This window comes from Corallococcus sp. AB049A (genome assembly GCF_003668885.1).
GTDB classification, from domain to species: domain Bacteria; phylum Myxococcota; class Myxococcia; order Myxococcales; family Myxococcaceae; genus Corallococcus; species Corallococcus interemptor.
Map to the genome: position 1 here is coordinate 22,209 of NZ_RAWL01000031.1, position 13,956 is coordinate 36,164.

Consider the following 13,956-nt stretch of genomic DNA (forward strand, 5'->3'; position numbering starts at 1 on the left):
AGCAGAACAGCGACGCCCTCCCCTACTGCACCCACCATGCCGTGCCCGCGTCGACCGGTGCCGTCCGTGATCTCAAGGGGTTGGAGGGAGGCGCATCCCGAACGGGCCACGCTGCCTGATGACTGCCGTCACCAGTTCCCGAACCGCGGTCATCACCCCACCCGGTTCCCTGAGCACGCCGGGCAAACGCATGACGCCCCGCCCCTGCCCTTCGCGGGGCTGGGACGGGGCGGCGTTTCACGCATCCTGGCACCTACAGCATGCTCGCGATGTCCTTCACCGGCTGCGGCGCGGCCTCGGTGTTCGCCAGGGCGCCCGTGTAGGCCCCGAAGAGCATGCCGGCCGGGTTGGCGCGGCCCTTGGTGATGGAGCCGATGACGCCCTCCGCCGCGCCCTTGAGGGTGTTGAGGTAGCCGGTCGCGGCGCCCTCCAGGACGCCCTTGAAGCCGCCCTCGGAGTTGCCCACGCCCGTCAGCACGTTGCTCAGGCCGGGCACGAACCACAGGGCCTTGCCCGCCTCGCCCATGGCCCACTGGAAGTTGTCCTTGTTGCTGCCGTCCGCCTTGACGTGGGTGTCCTTCGTCGTGGGCAGCTGGTGCTTGTCCAGGAACTTGTAGCCCTGCTCGGCGAAGTCCTTGAGCATGCCCGCCTCGGTGCCGTGCCGCGCGTCTCCGTCCTTGGTGATGCCCTCGATGTTGCCGTCGCCCACGCCGCCCTGGACCTTGTTCGAGCGATCCCCGCCGGTGGAGGCCTTCGCGCTGTCGATGAACTCCAGCACCTTCGCCATGCGGTAGACGCCGTCGGCGTTCTGCTTCGGGTCCTTCAGGTCGAGCTTGGGGTCGACGCCGGTCTGCTTGCACAGCTGTTCGAACTTGATGTCCTTCTGGCGGCCCAGGTTCTTGAGCACGGGCGTGTCGTCCACGATCTGCGCCGCGGACCGGTTGTCACCGGCGGGCCGCTTGTCATTGGCGCTCGGCACGCCGGAGCCCGCGGACTGCTGGGGCGCCGGAGCCGCCGCCGGGGGCGGGAGCGGGCACCGGTTGATGACGGCGGCGGGCTCGAACGAATCCACCATGCCGAAGCCCTGCGCGGCGGCCAGACCGCGGCGTTCCTGGACGGGACCCGCGGAGAGCGGCTCCTTCGGGTTGACGACGGAGGACGCCGGAGCAGCGTTCGGGCGCAGCATGGGGGAAGAGAAGGCCGTGGGCTTGATCATGGTCATCACCTGGGTCGTGACAGCGTTGCGCTGCCCTACTGCAGCGCGGATGCCAGACCGGCGGCCTGCGCAACCCATCGATTTCCCAGGGACGAAATGCTTGAGACAGGGGCCCGGGTGATGACCCCGGTCATCAGGCGGATGGCGCCAGTCACCATGGCGCCCTCGGGCGGGGCCTTCGCTCAGGCCGCCTGCGAGCTCAGGCGGTGGTCCTTCGCGATCCGGTGGCGTCCCAGGTAGCGCTGGAAGGCCCCCAGCACCGCGTCCGCGTCCTGCACCTTGCTCAAGCAGATGGAGTGCTTGCCCAGGAAGCGCCCCTCGCCGGTGACCTCCAGGTCCAGGTACTTCTTGAACAGGCGCTCGGAGGTGGAGGCGTTGGCGATCCGCTCGAACTCGATGGGGTGCTCCCACTCCGAGCAGCTCACCTGCGCGTAGTCCATCCGGACCTCGTAGCCGGCCTCCTTGCCCTCGAAGACGAGCGCCGGGAAGAACTTCTCCACGTGCTCCCGCTCCGCGTCCGTGGACGGTTCGTAGCGGCGGGCGAGCGCCAGGTCATGGGCCTCGGAGAAGCGCGCCTCGTAGGCGCCCCACAGCCGTGCCTCGATGGCCTCCGCGTCCTCGACGGCCTCCACCCACGAGGACTGCACGGGCTCCAGGAGCACCTGCGCCATGTCCGCGGGCTTGAGCTGGACGCCCACGTTCTGCATGCGCACGCCCAGCGGCGGGTGTGAATCGAACGGGTGCGGCGTCACGGCCACCTGCAGGTCGTCGTGCACCACCTCGGACTGGGCGTACTCGGAGAAGCCGAGCGCGACCCGCTGCGAGATGGCCACCGACTGGTGCTGTTCATTCTGCGCGAAGAGCTTCGCCTCCACCCGGTCCCGGAAGCTCGAGTACGCGCCCACCTTCACCAGCGAGCGGGCGATGTCCTGCCCCGACGTGACGCCCGCCGCCAGCCGGTCCGCCGCGAGCTCGCTGGCGCGGCGGCCGCGGCCCAAGGACAGCTCGAAGAGCCCGCGGTAGGCGGCCATGAAATAGAAGACAGGGCGCGTCACGCCGCCCTCGTACAGGGTCTGAAGATAGTGGCCGAAGTGGGAGAGCATGGGCGCCAGCCGCTTGCTGTGGCCGGTGTCGCCGCCCAGGAGGTGTCCCATCTCGTGCGCCAGGACGGCCTCCGCCTCGGAGCGCTCCAGGAGGCGCAGCAGGGACAGGCTCACGAAGAGCGTGCGGCCGGAGAGGACGCGCCCGTCCACGCGCACGTCGCTTTCGGTGACGAAGAAGTTGGTGTCGATGCCCGCGAGGATGTGGTCCGGCGGCGTCGTCTGGAGCCGCTCGCACAGCCGGCGCACGCAGGCCCACAGCTCCGGGGCGCGCGCCTCCGGCACCTCCTCCGCCTCCACGTCGAAGTCCCTGGGCGGGCGGCTGAAGATGGCCACCACCACCAGGAAGATGGCGATCGCCGCCAGGATGCCCACCATGCCGATGAGCTTCGGGTAGTAGCGGTTGGTCCAGATGGCGGTCAGCCAGTAGGACAGCCACACCATCAGCACGCCCTGCCCCACCACCTGGAGGGCGCTGTTGATGCGCAGCACGAGCCAGCCCACCACGAAGCTGCCGTACTGGATGGGACGCGAGATGAACGCGGCCAGGCCGCACAGGAGCGCGATGACCGTGGAGGCCAGCCCGAGCGCCAGCAGCGCCCAGGAGGCCAGGTACGCCCAGCCGAACTGCTTCGCGTCCGAGCACGCCTCACCCAGGCCGTTGCGGTAGCTGGCCAGCTCCTCGCCCTGGCTCTGACAGGCCACGGACGCGGGGACCGCGCGGTAGAAGTCCATCGCCTCCTGGCGGTCCTCCGCGGTCATCTCCGGATCGCGTGCAATCTGCTTCTCGATGACTTCGAGCACCTCCGCGTCGAAGTGGCCGGAGGCGTAACCGGAGAACCAGAGCCCGAACACGGGGAGGGCGAAGAGCAACAGCGCGGGCAGCACGTAGCTCTGGACAATGCCAAGGGACTTGCGAGTGGAGGCCATGGGAATGGCGGGCACCATAGCAAAGCCACGCACGGCGAACGCGAGGCGCCCCCTGAGCGGAAGCCGTGAAATAGCTCGCGGCAGGTGTTCGTTTCCCCGGGAAGCCAGCAACCTGCTTGAAGCGGGAGCAGACCGAATGATTCGACCGAAAGTGGGAGTCCGCGCGCTGCTCACGCTCGCCCTGATGGGGACCGCCTGCGCGGCGCCGTCCGTGCGCCCCGTGTCTGACTCCGGAGTGCCCGCGTTCAGCGAGGACATGCTGTCCTCCGAATTCTGGATCCGCCGTGCGCCGTCGCCGGACGCGGTGCTGCTCGATGCCGGGCAGGTGGCGGCGAAGCGCCTGCGCGCGTTCGGTCCGGAGGGCGGCCTGGTGGACCTGAAGGGCATCCCGGCCACGCTGACGCGGGCCCAGGTCGCGGGCTGGGTGCGGGACGCGCAGCAGACGCCCATCCAGGCGGTCATCGACGAACAGGGCCAGCCGGTGACGGAGGCGATGATGGATGCGCTTCGCCAGAACGCCGCGGCCGGGCACATCCCTGAAACCACCGCCGCGCGCCATGGCCTCAGCGTGCGGCGCACGCACCTGCGGTCGCTGCCGTCCAGTCAGCGGTTCTTCGCTTCGGAAGACCTGCGCGACTACGAAAGCCTCCAGGCCGGCGTCCTGTTCCCGGGCGAACCGGTGGTCATCGCGCACCAGAGCGCGGATCAGCAGTGGCTGTTCGTGATGACGACCCAGGGGCCCGCGTGGGTCCAGCGCGGTGACATCGCGGAAGGCACGGCGGGCGAGGTGTTCGCCTACGTGGAGAAGACACCCGGGCGCGTCGTCACCGGCGACCAGGTGCGTACGGTCTTCACACCGGAGGCCCCGGAGGTCTCCGAGCTGGCGCTGGACATGGGGACGCCGCTGCCACGTGCCGGCGTGGCTCCGGGTGAGCCCGTCAACGGCGCCAGCAGCCATGCCTCGTGGCCGGTGCTGCTGCCGGTGCGAAAGCAGGACGGCTCATTGGCCTTCCGGAGCGCTCTGGTGCGGCGGACCGCCGACACCGCTCCGGGCTATCTGCCAATGACGCGCGCCAACATCCTCCGGCAGGCGTTCAAGTTCCTTGGCGAGCGTTATGGCTGGGGACACCAGTTCAATGCGCGCGACTGCAGCGGATTGACGGGCGAGGTGTACCGCAGCCTGGGGCTCTTCCTGCCGCCCAACTCCGGCCTGCAGGGGAAGAGCGCGGCGCTGAACCACCGCCTCTTCACGGCCCGGGACTCCCACGAGGAACGGGTGCAAGCCCTGGCTCGGGCGCAGGTGGGAGACCTGGTCGTCGTCCCTGGACACGTCCTGATGATCATCGGCCACGTGAACGGAGAGCCGTACGTCATCCAGGATGTCCCCTACGCCGTGTTCAAGGACCCGGCCACGCAGCAGCTCCGCAAGACGAAGCTGAACCAGGTCTCCGTCACGCCGCTGCTGCCGCTGTATGCCGATGACACGACCCTGTACGTGGACGCGATGACCAGCCTGGTGCACGTCACGCGGCCGTAGGGCCCCATCGCTACACAGGGCGAAGGGACGCCCGGTCGATATCCACGGAGTCCCCATCACCACCTGGCGAGGCCTCACTGGCCCGGAAGCGCTTGCCTTCGGGCGTGATGAGGAACCAGGCGGTGGCGACAGCGGGATCGTCCGCGGGAGGCGAGACCAGCACCTCCTCGCCGAGCAGAGGCGCGACCCGGGTGGCCACCTCCACCGAAGTGAGCCCGGGAGCGCCCTGGATGCGCGAGGCATCGATGTAGAGCGTCACATCCGTGCGGAAACCGGAGGACCGGAGCGCGGTCTCCACGAGCACCGCCACCTCCGCGGGGCCATCCACGTCGAAGCGCTTCACACCTTCGGGAGGAAGACCGAGCGCGCGGCCGATGCTCTCGAAGAGGCGCCCTTCACCCACGGCCCCCCGCGCGATGAATCCGACAACCTGTCTTTCCGGCGGCATGTCTCTTCCTCTCAACCCGCTTTGTAGGCCTTGAGCGCGTCTTTCCTGTCGCTCTGCGACGTCCCCATCTTGTCCAGGATCTCCCTGGCGCGCGGGGTGTCGTCGAACTTGTTGTAGACGCCCAAGGCCTTGAAGGCCGAGCGGTTCAACTCATGGAACCCGGAGCCCCGGATGGGAAACAACGTACCATTGTCGTGGGCCCCATAGGTCCGGCCGTTGAGTGTCCAGGTCACGGTCCCTGACTCATTGCCCTTCCTGGCCTTGCCGTCGTTGATCTCCTTCACGTCCCGGCTGACGTCGACGCGCGATTCGACTACCGTGTTCTTGTCCTTGGCGACGGAGGACTGGTCGACCTTCCGGATGTAGTGCCGATCCGCGGGCTTGGACGTGGGCTTGTCAGGCTTTTCCGCCCAGGCGGGCGGCGCGAAGAACAGGACGCCGAGCGCCATCAGCACGGCGGCCAGGGTCAACGGGCTGAAAGGCTTCAGGACAGCGGGACGAAGCATCGGATGCGCTCCTGCGAAGGATGATGCGGCCGTCCGGTAAGCCTCTCACAGCTACTTCGGCGATGGCTTGCTCTTCGCTCGCGAGGCCTTCGGCTTGCTCTTGCTCTCCAGGTTGAGCACCACCGCGGCCTGGATGAGCTTCTTGAAGGCCGCTTCGTTGAGCTTGTCGCCTTCGTGGAGGTCGATGGCGCGCCGCGCGTTCCCCTCCAGGCTGGAGTTGAAGAGCCCGGCGGGGTCCGGCAGCGCGGCGCCCTTCAGGAACGTCAGCTTGACGTGGCTCTTGTAGGACTCACCCGTGCAGAGGATGCCGTCGTGGGACCAGACGGGCGTCCCCATCCACTTCCACTCCTCGACGACCTGGGGGTCCGCCGCGTGGATGAGCGCGCGCACCTTCGCGAGCGCCTTGCCCCGCCAGTCACCCAGGTCTTCAATCCGCTGGTCGATCAACGCGGACGCGTCCTGGGCCGGGGCCGCCTTCTTCGCGGTCATCTCCCGGCCCCCTGCAGGCCGCGCCAGGCGCCATACGAGAGCACCCAGAGCACGCTGGTGAAGGCCGCGAAGCCCCACGCCTCCGGGCCGTCTCCCACCGCGAAGTGCGCGATGAGCGCCGAGACGAGGTTGATGGCGAAGCCGGCGTAGGCCCACTCCTTGAGCCGCGCCGGCACCGGTGCGAGCAGCACCAGGATCCCAAGCACCTTGGCCCACGCCAGCTCCACCCGGAAGTAGCCGGGGAAGCCCAGGCGGGTGAACCCGTCCGCCGCGTCCTTCAGGCTCAGCTGCGCGAAGGCAGTGAAGCCCATCTCCAGGCAGAAGAGCACGGTGGCGATCCAGAAGACGACGGACACGGCTTTGGGGGACGTCCTCGCGGCGACGAGCGCCGGCTTCGGCAGGGTCGATTCCATGGCGTTGCTCCTTTCACTGCTTCGAGGGACTGCCCTTCCAGGAGGGCGTCTGGATGCCGAACTGCTCCGCGTACTCGGAGTTCAGCCGCTGCCAGTCGTACTGCATCGCATCCGGCCCCACGATGCGCCCCAGCGGGTCGTCCGCGAGCAGGTGCTCCAGCACGTCGAAGCAGATGTGCCAGCCCGACGCGCCCCACGCGATGAAGCCGCGGTCGATGTTGTGCCAGAGCGTGAGGCGGGTGCCGTTGGTGGCCGTGGGCTCCAGCTCCCAGCGCAGGTCCTGCTGCCCCCAGCTGTACTCGAGCAGCTTCGGCTCATCCGCCCGCTTCACCGTCGTCTCCGAGACCATGGGCGTCGGCGCGCCCACCGTGGAGAGCTTCACCGGCCCCGGGGAGGCCAGGCTGCGGTCGGCGTCGAACGGCGCCCACTGGGCCAGGTGCGCGGGGTCGGTCAGCGCCTTCCACACCTTCGCCGGCGGATGACGCAGGTCCCGGACGAGGACGAGCGTCCACTTCTCCCCTTCCTTCTGGACCCGGGCTCCGGCCGCGGGGCCGGGCATGTACTTCGCGCGGTGGCTCATCGCTTCTTTCCCTTCTTGGATGCGGGTTCGGGTTCGGATTCGGAATCCATCTGGTCCAGATGGCGCTCGAGCGCGTCCACGTGGGCCGTCCAGAAGCGCCGGAATGGCGCGAGCCATTCATCGACCTCCATGAGCGGCTCCGGCCGGATGCGGTACACGCGCCGCTGGGCATCAATGCGTGACTCCACGAAGCCGGCGTCACGCAGCACGCGCAGGTGCTTGGACACCGACGTCTGCGGCATCCGCAGCTGATGCTCGATTTCCCCGACGGAGTGCTCCGACGCCGCCAGCAGGCTCAGGATGGCCCGGCGGTTCGGCTCCGCGATGATCGCGAACGAGGATTCCATGCCCAATATATGCCCACTGGTTCATATGCCCGTCAAGTCATATACGAACCCCGGAGAAGGGAAGCCCGCCTGCTCACCCCGCCACGGCCCTGCGCACCGCCGGACGCTGGCTGTGACGCCGGACGTACTCCAGCAGCCGGGGATGCCGGTCGAGCAGCATCAGCGTGTGCGCCAGGTGGAGGATGGAGGCCATCACCACGTCGGCGGCGGTGAACGCTCCACCCACGAGGAACTCACGGTCACCGAGCCCCCTGTCGATGAAGTCCAGCACGGCCGTGAGCCGGGCCCGGGCCTGCGCGGCCGTCCCGTCCGAGGCCTCACGCTCCGGCGGCGACCGCGCGTCCCGGTAGAACTCCATCACCACGGGATCCAACCGCAGCTCCGCGAAGGCCATCCATCCGTAATAGGGGCCGCGCTCCGGAGACCCCACCGGCGGCGCCAGCTGCTTCTCCGGGAACCGGTCCGCCATGTGCAGGCAGATGGACAACGAATCCAGCAGCGTGACGTCCCCGTCCACCAGGGCGGGGAGCTCTCCCAGCGGATGCACCGCCAGGTATTCGGGGGTGATGTCCGGCTGCCGGACCAGGTCGTACGGCACGCCCAGCTCCTCCAGCAGCCAGCGGGGGCGGACCGCGCGGGTCCTGGGGGCGAAGTAGAGCTTCATGGGTGGCACTCCTGGAGTTCGTGTGAGGCCCCAACCCTGCGCCCGCGAGGGCACCCGGACAATGCGGCCCCGGGCGAACTCATTGTCAGGTTAGGCTTGACGGCCATGATTCCACCGGCCGACATGGTCCTCTTCGCGACGGTCGTCCGCGAGGAGAGCTTCACCCGGGCAGCCCTCAAGCTCGGCATCACCAAGCAGACCGTCAGCGAGCGCATCCGCCATCTGGAGGAGCGGCTGGGCGTGCGGCTCCTGGAGCGGACCACGCGGCGGCTGCGGGTGACGGGGGCCGGGGTGACGTACTCCGAGCGCTGCGCCGCCATCGCCGCGCTCATCGAGGAAGCGAACAGCGAGGTGCAGCAGGGCAAGGCGGCGCCGTCCGGCCTGCTGCGGGTCTCCTCGCCGGTGCTCTACGGCCGGCGCTTCCTGACGCCGGTCATCGCCAGGTACCTCGACCTCTACCCCCAGGCACAGGTGGAGCTGGTGCTGGCGGACCGCCGGCCACACCTCATCGAAGAGGGGCTGGACGTCGCCATCCACATCGGCCCGTTGACGGACTCGTCGCTCGTGGCGCGGAAGCTCGGGGAGAGCTCGGTGCATTTCGTCGCGAGCCCCCGCTACCTGGCGAAGCACGGCATGCCCGACGCCCGGGACCTGCGCTCCGCGCGCTGCATCGGGTTCAGTGCGTTCGAGACGTGGATGGCGGAGGGCGTGAAGACGCGCATCGATCCGGTCCTGACCGTGAATGACCTGGAGCTCGCGTGCGAGGCGGCCATCGCCGGAGTGGGCATCGCGATGGTCCCGGACATCCTCTGCGGCGACGCCCTCCGGGACGGCCGGCTCAAGGTCCTCTTCGGCCCCAAGCCGGCGATGCTGCGGCCCATCCACGCCGTCTATCCCAGCCGGTCGAACCTTCCGCCCAAGGTCCGGCTCTTCGTGGAGGCCCTGTCCACGCTGACGCCTCAGCGCTTTCGAGCAGCCCGGCCCCGCGGCGTCTCCCCCGCGTAGCGCCGGTACACGCGGCGGAACGCGGCCGCGTCGGCGTAGCCCACCCGGGCGGAGATGGCCTCGACGGACTCGTGCGTCGTCTCCAGGAGGTGGGAGGCGTGGGCCACGCGGACCCGCTGGACGAACTCGAGCGGCGTCATTCCCAGGCCGGCCTGGACCCGCCTCGCGAGCGTCCGCGTGGAGGTGGCGGCGGCACGGGCAAGCTCCTCCAGCGACAGCTGCCGGCCGAGGTTCGCGGCGACGAACCGCTCCACCGCGCTCAGCGCCGGATCCGCGACGCGCAGGTGCTCCATCACCATGTACCGGGACTGCGAGACGCGCTCGTCGAGCACGAGGTAGCGGGCCACCAGGTGCGCGAGCGACGGGCTCGCGACGCGCGCCAGGAGGGCCAGCATCAGGTCCGCGTGCGCGAAGGCCGAGCCCGCGGTGAAGACCCCTCCGCTTTCGACGACCATCCGGTCCGAGCGGACGGTGACCTGGGGAAAGCGGCGCGCGAACACGGGCACGAGCCACCAGGTCGTCGTCGCGCTCCCTCCCTCCAGGAGCCCTGACGCGGCGACGACGAAGGTCGCCGAACACGAGGCCGCGACCACCGCGCCCTTCGCCGACGCTCGCGCAAGCAACTCAAGGACGCGCGCGGTGTCGTCGCGCGAGAGCAGGCGTTCGATGGCTCGCTCGCTGACCGCGGAGAGCCCGGGCACCAGCAGCACGTCCCCCGCCTTCACGCCTCGAAGGCTGAGCGCGCCGTCCACGGACACCGGGCGGCCTGTCCCCGAGCGGACGGACTCTCCGTCGAGCGACACCACGCGCTGGCGCAGCGGCTCCGCTCGCCGGGGCACCGGGGCAAGGCCCGCCTCCGCGAGCCGTGCCGCCGCGGCGACCGCGTCGAGGCCGACACCCAGCGGGCCTTCGGCCACGCCATCCAGGACGACGTGCGTAATCACCCTGGCAAGAGTAGACCGAAGGTTGTCGATTCCGCCACTGGCCGGGACGGGCGCTCTTTTCGCATCGTCCGGGCATGCGAACCTCCGAAACGGACGCCACCGCCGATGATCCGCTCGATGACTTCGAGCGGCGGTCCATCACCCTTGATGCGGCCACGCGGACGGTCTACGTGGCCGGCCGCGGCCCCGCGGTCATCGTCATGGCCGAGATGCCGGGCATCAGCCCTCACGTCGCGCGCTTCGCGCGGTGGGTCCGGGATGCCGGCTTCACCGTGTACATGCCGTCACTGTTCGGGAAGGACGGAGCCTGGCCGCACGCGGAGGCGGGGCTCGCCGTGATGAAGCGCGCCTGCGTGAGCGCGGAGTTCCGCGCGTTCGCCGCGAACGCATCCAGCCCGGTGACGCAGTGGCTGCGTTCGCTCGCGCGCCTCGCGCACGGGGAATGTGGGGGCCCTGGCGTCGGCGCCATCGGCATGTGCTTCACCGGCAACTTCGCGCTCAGCATGATGCTCGAGTCGTCAGTGCTGGCGCCGGTGCTCTGCCAGCCCTCGCTGCCCCTGGATGCCCCGGGCGCCATCCAGATCGCCCCCGAGGAGGCCGCGGCCATCCGGGAGCGGCTGGAGCGGGAAGACCTGACGGTGCTCGCCTACCGCTTCGAAGGGGACCGCTACTGCACGGCGCAGCGCTTCGCGGCCTACGCCTCCGCGCTGGGTTCGCGCTTCGTCCCCAGGGTGCTGCCCGATTCGGCCGCGAACGCCAGGCCCCCGGCGTTCTTCGAACGGGTCGTCGGTGGGCCGCACAGCGTCGTGACGGCGCACCTCATCGACACAGCGGGAGAGCCGACGGCCGCGGCGCGTGATGAGATCCTGACCTTCTTCGCCCAGAGGCTCCAGCCGGGCTGACCCCGGCCGGGGCGCGCCTCTACTTCGGCGTGGGCACCTGGCGCTCGCTGTCCGCCGGGTCCCCTGGCGGTTCGAGCGGCACCGCCGGTCCAATCCAGAGGATGTCCCGGAAGGACAAGAGCCGCTCGCGGTACGAGCCGATGGGCGCGCGAGGGTGCAGGAGGATTCCCTCGTCGGAGACCTCCAGCAGGGCCCCGAGGGCGTACCACGTCCCGTACTGCGTCTGGCGCAGCAGCACGCCCTGGCCCAGATACGGCGTGAGGTTGGCGCGGCAGATGGCGGGGCCGTGCGTGAAGACGGGCTCGGCCTTGTAATGGTCCAGGGGCCGCGTGGGGGCCTGGTATTGCCTCAGGAAGCCCCACTTCCCGTGCCGGTCGTCTCGCGCTTCCAGGGTCTCGCCCTCGGGCACGGGGATATGCCGCTCCTCGAACGGGGCTTGCGCCAGGGGCGCGACGGAGAACGGTGCCCCGTCCTCCCAGCGCGCGTGCGGGGTCCCCACCGCCCAGCGCCAGGGCCAGGCATGACGTCCCCCCACGGAGAACATCAGCCGGGGCTCGAGCTTCTCCCGCGAGCCGGGGGGACACACCACGGTGCCGTCCGCCTGGGCTCGCGTGAAGTCCCAGCCGCGCTCGGTCGGGATGAAGCCCGCGGTGTCCTCCAGCCAGGGGTTCCAGTCGCTCGGGGGCGGCACGCGGCCCGGCTCCAGCTCCAACGAGGAGCGGAAGCGCAACGCTCCGGTCGTCACGTCCCAGAAGGCGATGTCGTGGTGCCCCGTCCCCACGAGCGTGTCGTCCGCGCCCCAGGCCAGTCCGTCGATGCCGCTGGCGCCCTCCAGCCGCCGGAGCATCTTGGGCGAGCCCCCCACCTTCCACAGCTCGATCTTCCCCTCACGCAGCAGGCATGCGCCCATGGAGCCATCCGGCGACCAGGCCCAGCGGCCCAGGTCGCCGCTCCGGGAGGACGGCCCGAACGCACGGCGCTTCAGGTCCACCACGCCCAGGAGCTTGCCGTTGTTGAAGAGGAGGACCTGCGGGAACTCGTAGCCGTTGATGAGCACGGCCAGGCGGCGGCCGTCGCGGGACCAGACGTATTCCTCGACCCCGTGAACGCGCACGTCGGCGTCCTTGCCCAGGTCGGTCATCGTCCGGCCGGTGTGTCCGTTGGCGAGCCGGGGCGGCTGGTCGCCGTAGGCCAGGCGGGCCCCGTCCGGAGAGAACGCCACCGGCAGCGTCAGTTCATCGAAGCGGTATTCGAGGTTGCCGCTCCCCACGTCGAGGGTGGAGGCGGACGGATGCGGTTCCGGCTCCGGGCCGGCGTTCGGCTCGAGCACGAACTCCTGTTTGCAATAGCCCTGGATGCGTGCGCCATCCGGGCTCCACCGCACCCAGGTATGCGGGCGCGACCTCGAAGGCTGCCCGTCCAACCGGGCCGGGCACCAGCGAAGGCCTTCACTGTCCTCGTTGACCCGGGTCCCTTCCCGGAACGGGACGATGCAGCCCAGCGCGCCGTCCGGCCCGGGGGTGGAGATGAACAGCTGCTTTTCATCCGGAGACCAGCACCACGCGGGCAGGTGCCCCGTGTTCGCCACGTGGGCGGGATTGATGACCGACCCCGCGGGCGGCGAGCCCCACCGCCGGGTGAGGTCCGCGGTGAAGGAAGGCAGCGTCCCGGCGAAGGCCCGCAGCACGCCGATGACGACGTTGTCCAGGATGACGCCGAGCCACGCGCCTGACGGCGACCACTGGAGACAGGAGGGCTCCCGCGCCGAGCCGACCAGCGTCGTCTCGAACCCGACGGCGTCGACCACGCGCCCCGTCGCCAGCTCCCAGATGCGCACGTCGCCTCCGTGCGATTCATCGAGGCGGTTGCTCGCGATGGCGAGGTGCCGTCCATCCGGGCTGAGCGCGAAGCAGCGCTGCATGCCGATGTAGCGCGGGGTCTCCAGGAGCCGGGCCCCCGCGGCCAGCACCTTGCCGGAGAAGCGCCGGTGGACGTCCGTGACGCCGTGCTCACGCTCCAGCCGCAGGAGCCGCTCCCGCAGCGGCGCCAGGTCCCGGCCGGGCTCGAAGCCGCTGAAGTCGGCCTGTTCCACCAGCGCTTCGAGCTCCGCGTCGGAGCAGTCCACCAGCTGAGAGAGGTTCGCGAAGGGTCCTGGCATTGGACGGACGATACCGCCGCCCCCCTGCCCGAGGGCAGCCCCTCACGCTGCTCAAAGCAATGGCAAACAAAACAAACAATCCAGTGAATCCAATGATTGTAAAGACAGCCCCCCTGGACCGGGGTCGTGGGTCCCGGAACACCTCTCCCCCGGCTCTCGGGTGACGACTGGCAGTCCGTTTACAATCCAACACTCCATCACTAGGCTGCCGCGCAATGCCGCATGCGCGATTGATTGGTCTCTTCATGCTGGTGGCGGTCTTCGCGTTGCCTGGAATTGCCCACGCGCAGACCGTTGTCGGCCTCTACCCCATCCAGGGAAAGCTCGAAGCCGGGCCCCGCGCTGACGCGGAAGGGCTCATCGTGTCCGGCGTCCGTGCCAGTGAGCGACGCTTCGGGTCGTTCATCCTGCGCGGTCCCGTGCCGCTGGAGGCGTCGTGCGACCCCCAGCCGACGACGGAGTGCCTGGCGGCGGCCAGCAAGGGCGGCGCGACCCTCTACGCGGAAGGAGCGATGGCGGCGGACGGGGTGGTCACCGTCACCATGACGGTCATCCGCGGCACGCAGCGCACGCGGCCCATCAGCTTCCGCTTCATCCCGGGTTTTTTGGACCTGCGGCCCGCGCACTTCGCCATCGACCAACTGGAGAAGGCCTACGCGGAGCTGAACGCGCCCGCCGCGGACACCACCGCCCCCACGCCCGGGCCCGCTCCGGTGG

Annotated in this window: 15 protein-coding genes; 4 read left to right on the plus strand and 11 right to left on the minus strand. The window is 69.8% G+C overall.

The features are described 5' to 3' along the window. Nucleotides 1–253: 253 nt before the first annotated feature. The gene (locus tag D7X55_RS05580) at nt 254–1,216 is read right to left on the minus strand and encodes a hypothetical protein (protein WP_233609618.1); all 963 of its coding nucleotides are present in this window, start codon (nt 1,214–1,216) and stop codon (nt 254–256) included. A 182-nt stretch (nt 1,217–1,398) separates the two neighbouring features. Further along, nucleotides 1,399–3,246 carry a M48 family metallopeptidase gene (locus tag D7X55_RS05585; RefSeq protein ID WP_199746868.1) on the minus strand — a complete coding sequence of 616 codons (1,848 nt, stop codon included), beginning with the start codon at nt 3,244–3,246 and terminating at the stop codon, nt 1,399–1,401. 136 nt (nt 3,247–3,382) lie between these two features. Here D7X55_RS05585 and D7X55_RS05590 point away from each other — a divergent pair, with 136 nt between their 5' ends. Next, nucleotides 3,383–4,783: an SH3 domain-containing protein gene (locus tag D7X55_RS05590; protein WP_121722446.1), complete on the plus strand. Its 1,401-nt coding sequence runs from the start codon at nt 3,383–3,385 to the stop codon at nt 4,781–4,783. A 10-nt stretch (nt 4,784–4,793) separates the two neighbouring features. Here D7X55_RS05590 and D7X55_RS05595 read toward each other — a convergent pair whose 3' ends face one another. The 7 genes from D7X55_RS05595 to D7X55_RS05625 all read right to left on the minus strand — a co-directional run bounded on the left by D7X55_RS05595 (nt 4,794) and on the right by D7X55_RS05625 (nt 8,230). Continuing rightward, nucleotides 4,794–5,231: a hypothetical protein gene (locus D7X55_RS05595; protein WP_121722447.1), complete on the minus strand. Its 438-nt coding sequence runs from the start codon at nt 5,229–5,231 to the stop codon at nt 4,794–4,796. 11 nt (nt 5,232–5,242) lie between these two features. Next, on the minus strand, nt 5,243–5,737 hold the full coding sequence (locus D7X55_RS05600; RefSeq protein WP_120546932.1) for a hypothetical protein: 495 nt from the start codon (nt 5,735–5,737) through the stop codon (nt 5,243–5,245). 51 nt (nt 5,738–5,788) lie between these two features. Continuing rightward, nucleotides 5,789–6,226 (minus strand): DUF1801 domain-containing protein, encoded by a 438-nt coding sequence (locus D7X55_RS05605; protein WP_121722448.1) that lies wholly within the window; start codon nt 6,224–6,226, stop codon nt 5,789–5,791. After that, the gene (locus D7X55_RS05610; RefSeq protein ID WP_121722449.1) at nt 6,223–6,639 is read right to left on the minus strand and encodes a DoxX family protein; all 417 of its coding nucleotides are present in this window, start codon (nt 6,637–6,639) and stop codon (nt 6,223–6,225) included. The genes D7X55_RS05605 and D7X55_RS05610 overlap by 4 nt, the downstream gene beginning before the upstream one ends. A gap of 13 nt (nt 6,640–6,652) precedes the next feature. Further along, on the minus strand, nt 6,653–7,219 hold the full coding sequence (locus D7X55_RS05615; protein WP_121722450.1) for an SRPBCC family protein: 567 nt from the start codon (nt 7,217–7,219) through the stop codon (nt 6,653–6,655). Further along, the gene (locus tag D7X55_RS05620; RefSeq protein WP_120546936.1) at nt 7,216–7,566 is read right to left on the minus strand and encodes a helix-turn-helix transcriptional regulator; all 351 of its coding nucleotides are present in this window, start codon (nt 7,564–7,566) and stop codon (nt 7,216–7,218) included. The genes D7X55_RS05615 and D7X55_RS05620 overlap by 4 nt, the downstream gene beginning before the upstream one ends. Before the next feature lie 73 nt (nt 7,567–7,639). Further along, nucleotides 7,640–8,230 carry a glutathione S-transferase family protein gene (locus D7X55_RS05625; RefSeq protein ID WP_121722451.1) on the minus strand — a complete coding sequence of 197 codons (591 nt, stop codon included), beginning with the start codon at nt 8,228–8,230 and terminating at the stop codon, nt 7,640–7,642. Between the two features lie 105 nt (nt 8,231–8,335). On the opposite strand from D7X55_RS05625, the gene D7X55_RS05630 reads away from it, so the two are divergent. Beyond that, a complete protein-coding gene (locus D7X55_RS05630; RefSeq protein ID WP_120546938.1) occupies nt 8,336–9,235 on the plus strand; it encodes a LysR family transcriptional regulator in 900 nt (299 codons plus the stop codon). Here D7X55_RS05630 and D7X55_RS05635 read toward each other — a convergent pair. Beyond that, nucleotides 9,190–10,179: a GlxA family transcriptional regulator gene (locus D7X55_RS05635; RefSeq protein ID WP_120546939.1), complete on the minus strand. Its 990-nt coding sequence runs from the start codon at nt 10,177–10,179 to the stop codon at nt 9,190–9,192. The genes D7X55_RS05630 and D7X55_RS05635 overlap by 46 nt on opposite strands. 74 nt (nt 10,180–10,253) lie before the next feature. Here D7X55_RS05635 and D7X55_RS05640 point away from each other — a divergent pair, with 74 nt between their 5' ends. Next, nucleotides 10,254–11,081 carry a dienelactone hydrolase family protein gene (locus tag D7X55_RS05640; protein ID WP_120546940.1) on the plus strand — a complete coding sequence of 276 codons (828 nt, stop codon included), beginning with the start codon at nt 10,254–10,256 and terminating at the stop codon, nt 11,079–11,081. A 19-nt stretch (nt 11,082–11,100) separates the two neighbouring features. Here the strand turns inward: D7X55_RS05640 and D7X55_RS05645 are convergent, their stop codons facing one another. Next, nucleotides 11,101–13,239 carry a WD40 repeat domain-containing protein gene (locus tag D7X55_RS05645; RefSeq protein ID WP_120546941.1) on the minus strand — a complete coding sequence of 713 codons (2,139 nt, stop codon included), beginning with the start codon at nt 13,237–13,239 and terminating at the stop codon, nt 11,101–11,103. 245 nt (nt 13,240–13,484) lie between these two features. On the opposite strand from D7X55_RS05645, the gene D7X55_RS05650 reads away from it, so the two are divergent. After that, nucleotides 13,485–13,956, plus strand: a 472-nt coding sequence (locus D7X55_RS05650; protein ID WP_147470030.1) for a hypothetical protein, incomplete at its 3' end; no start/stop codon positions are given.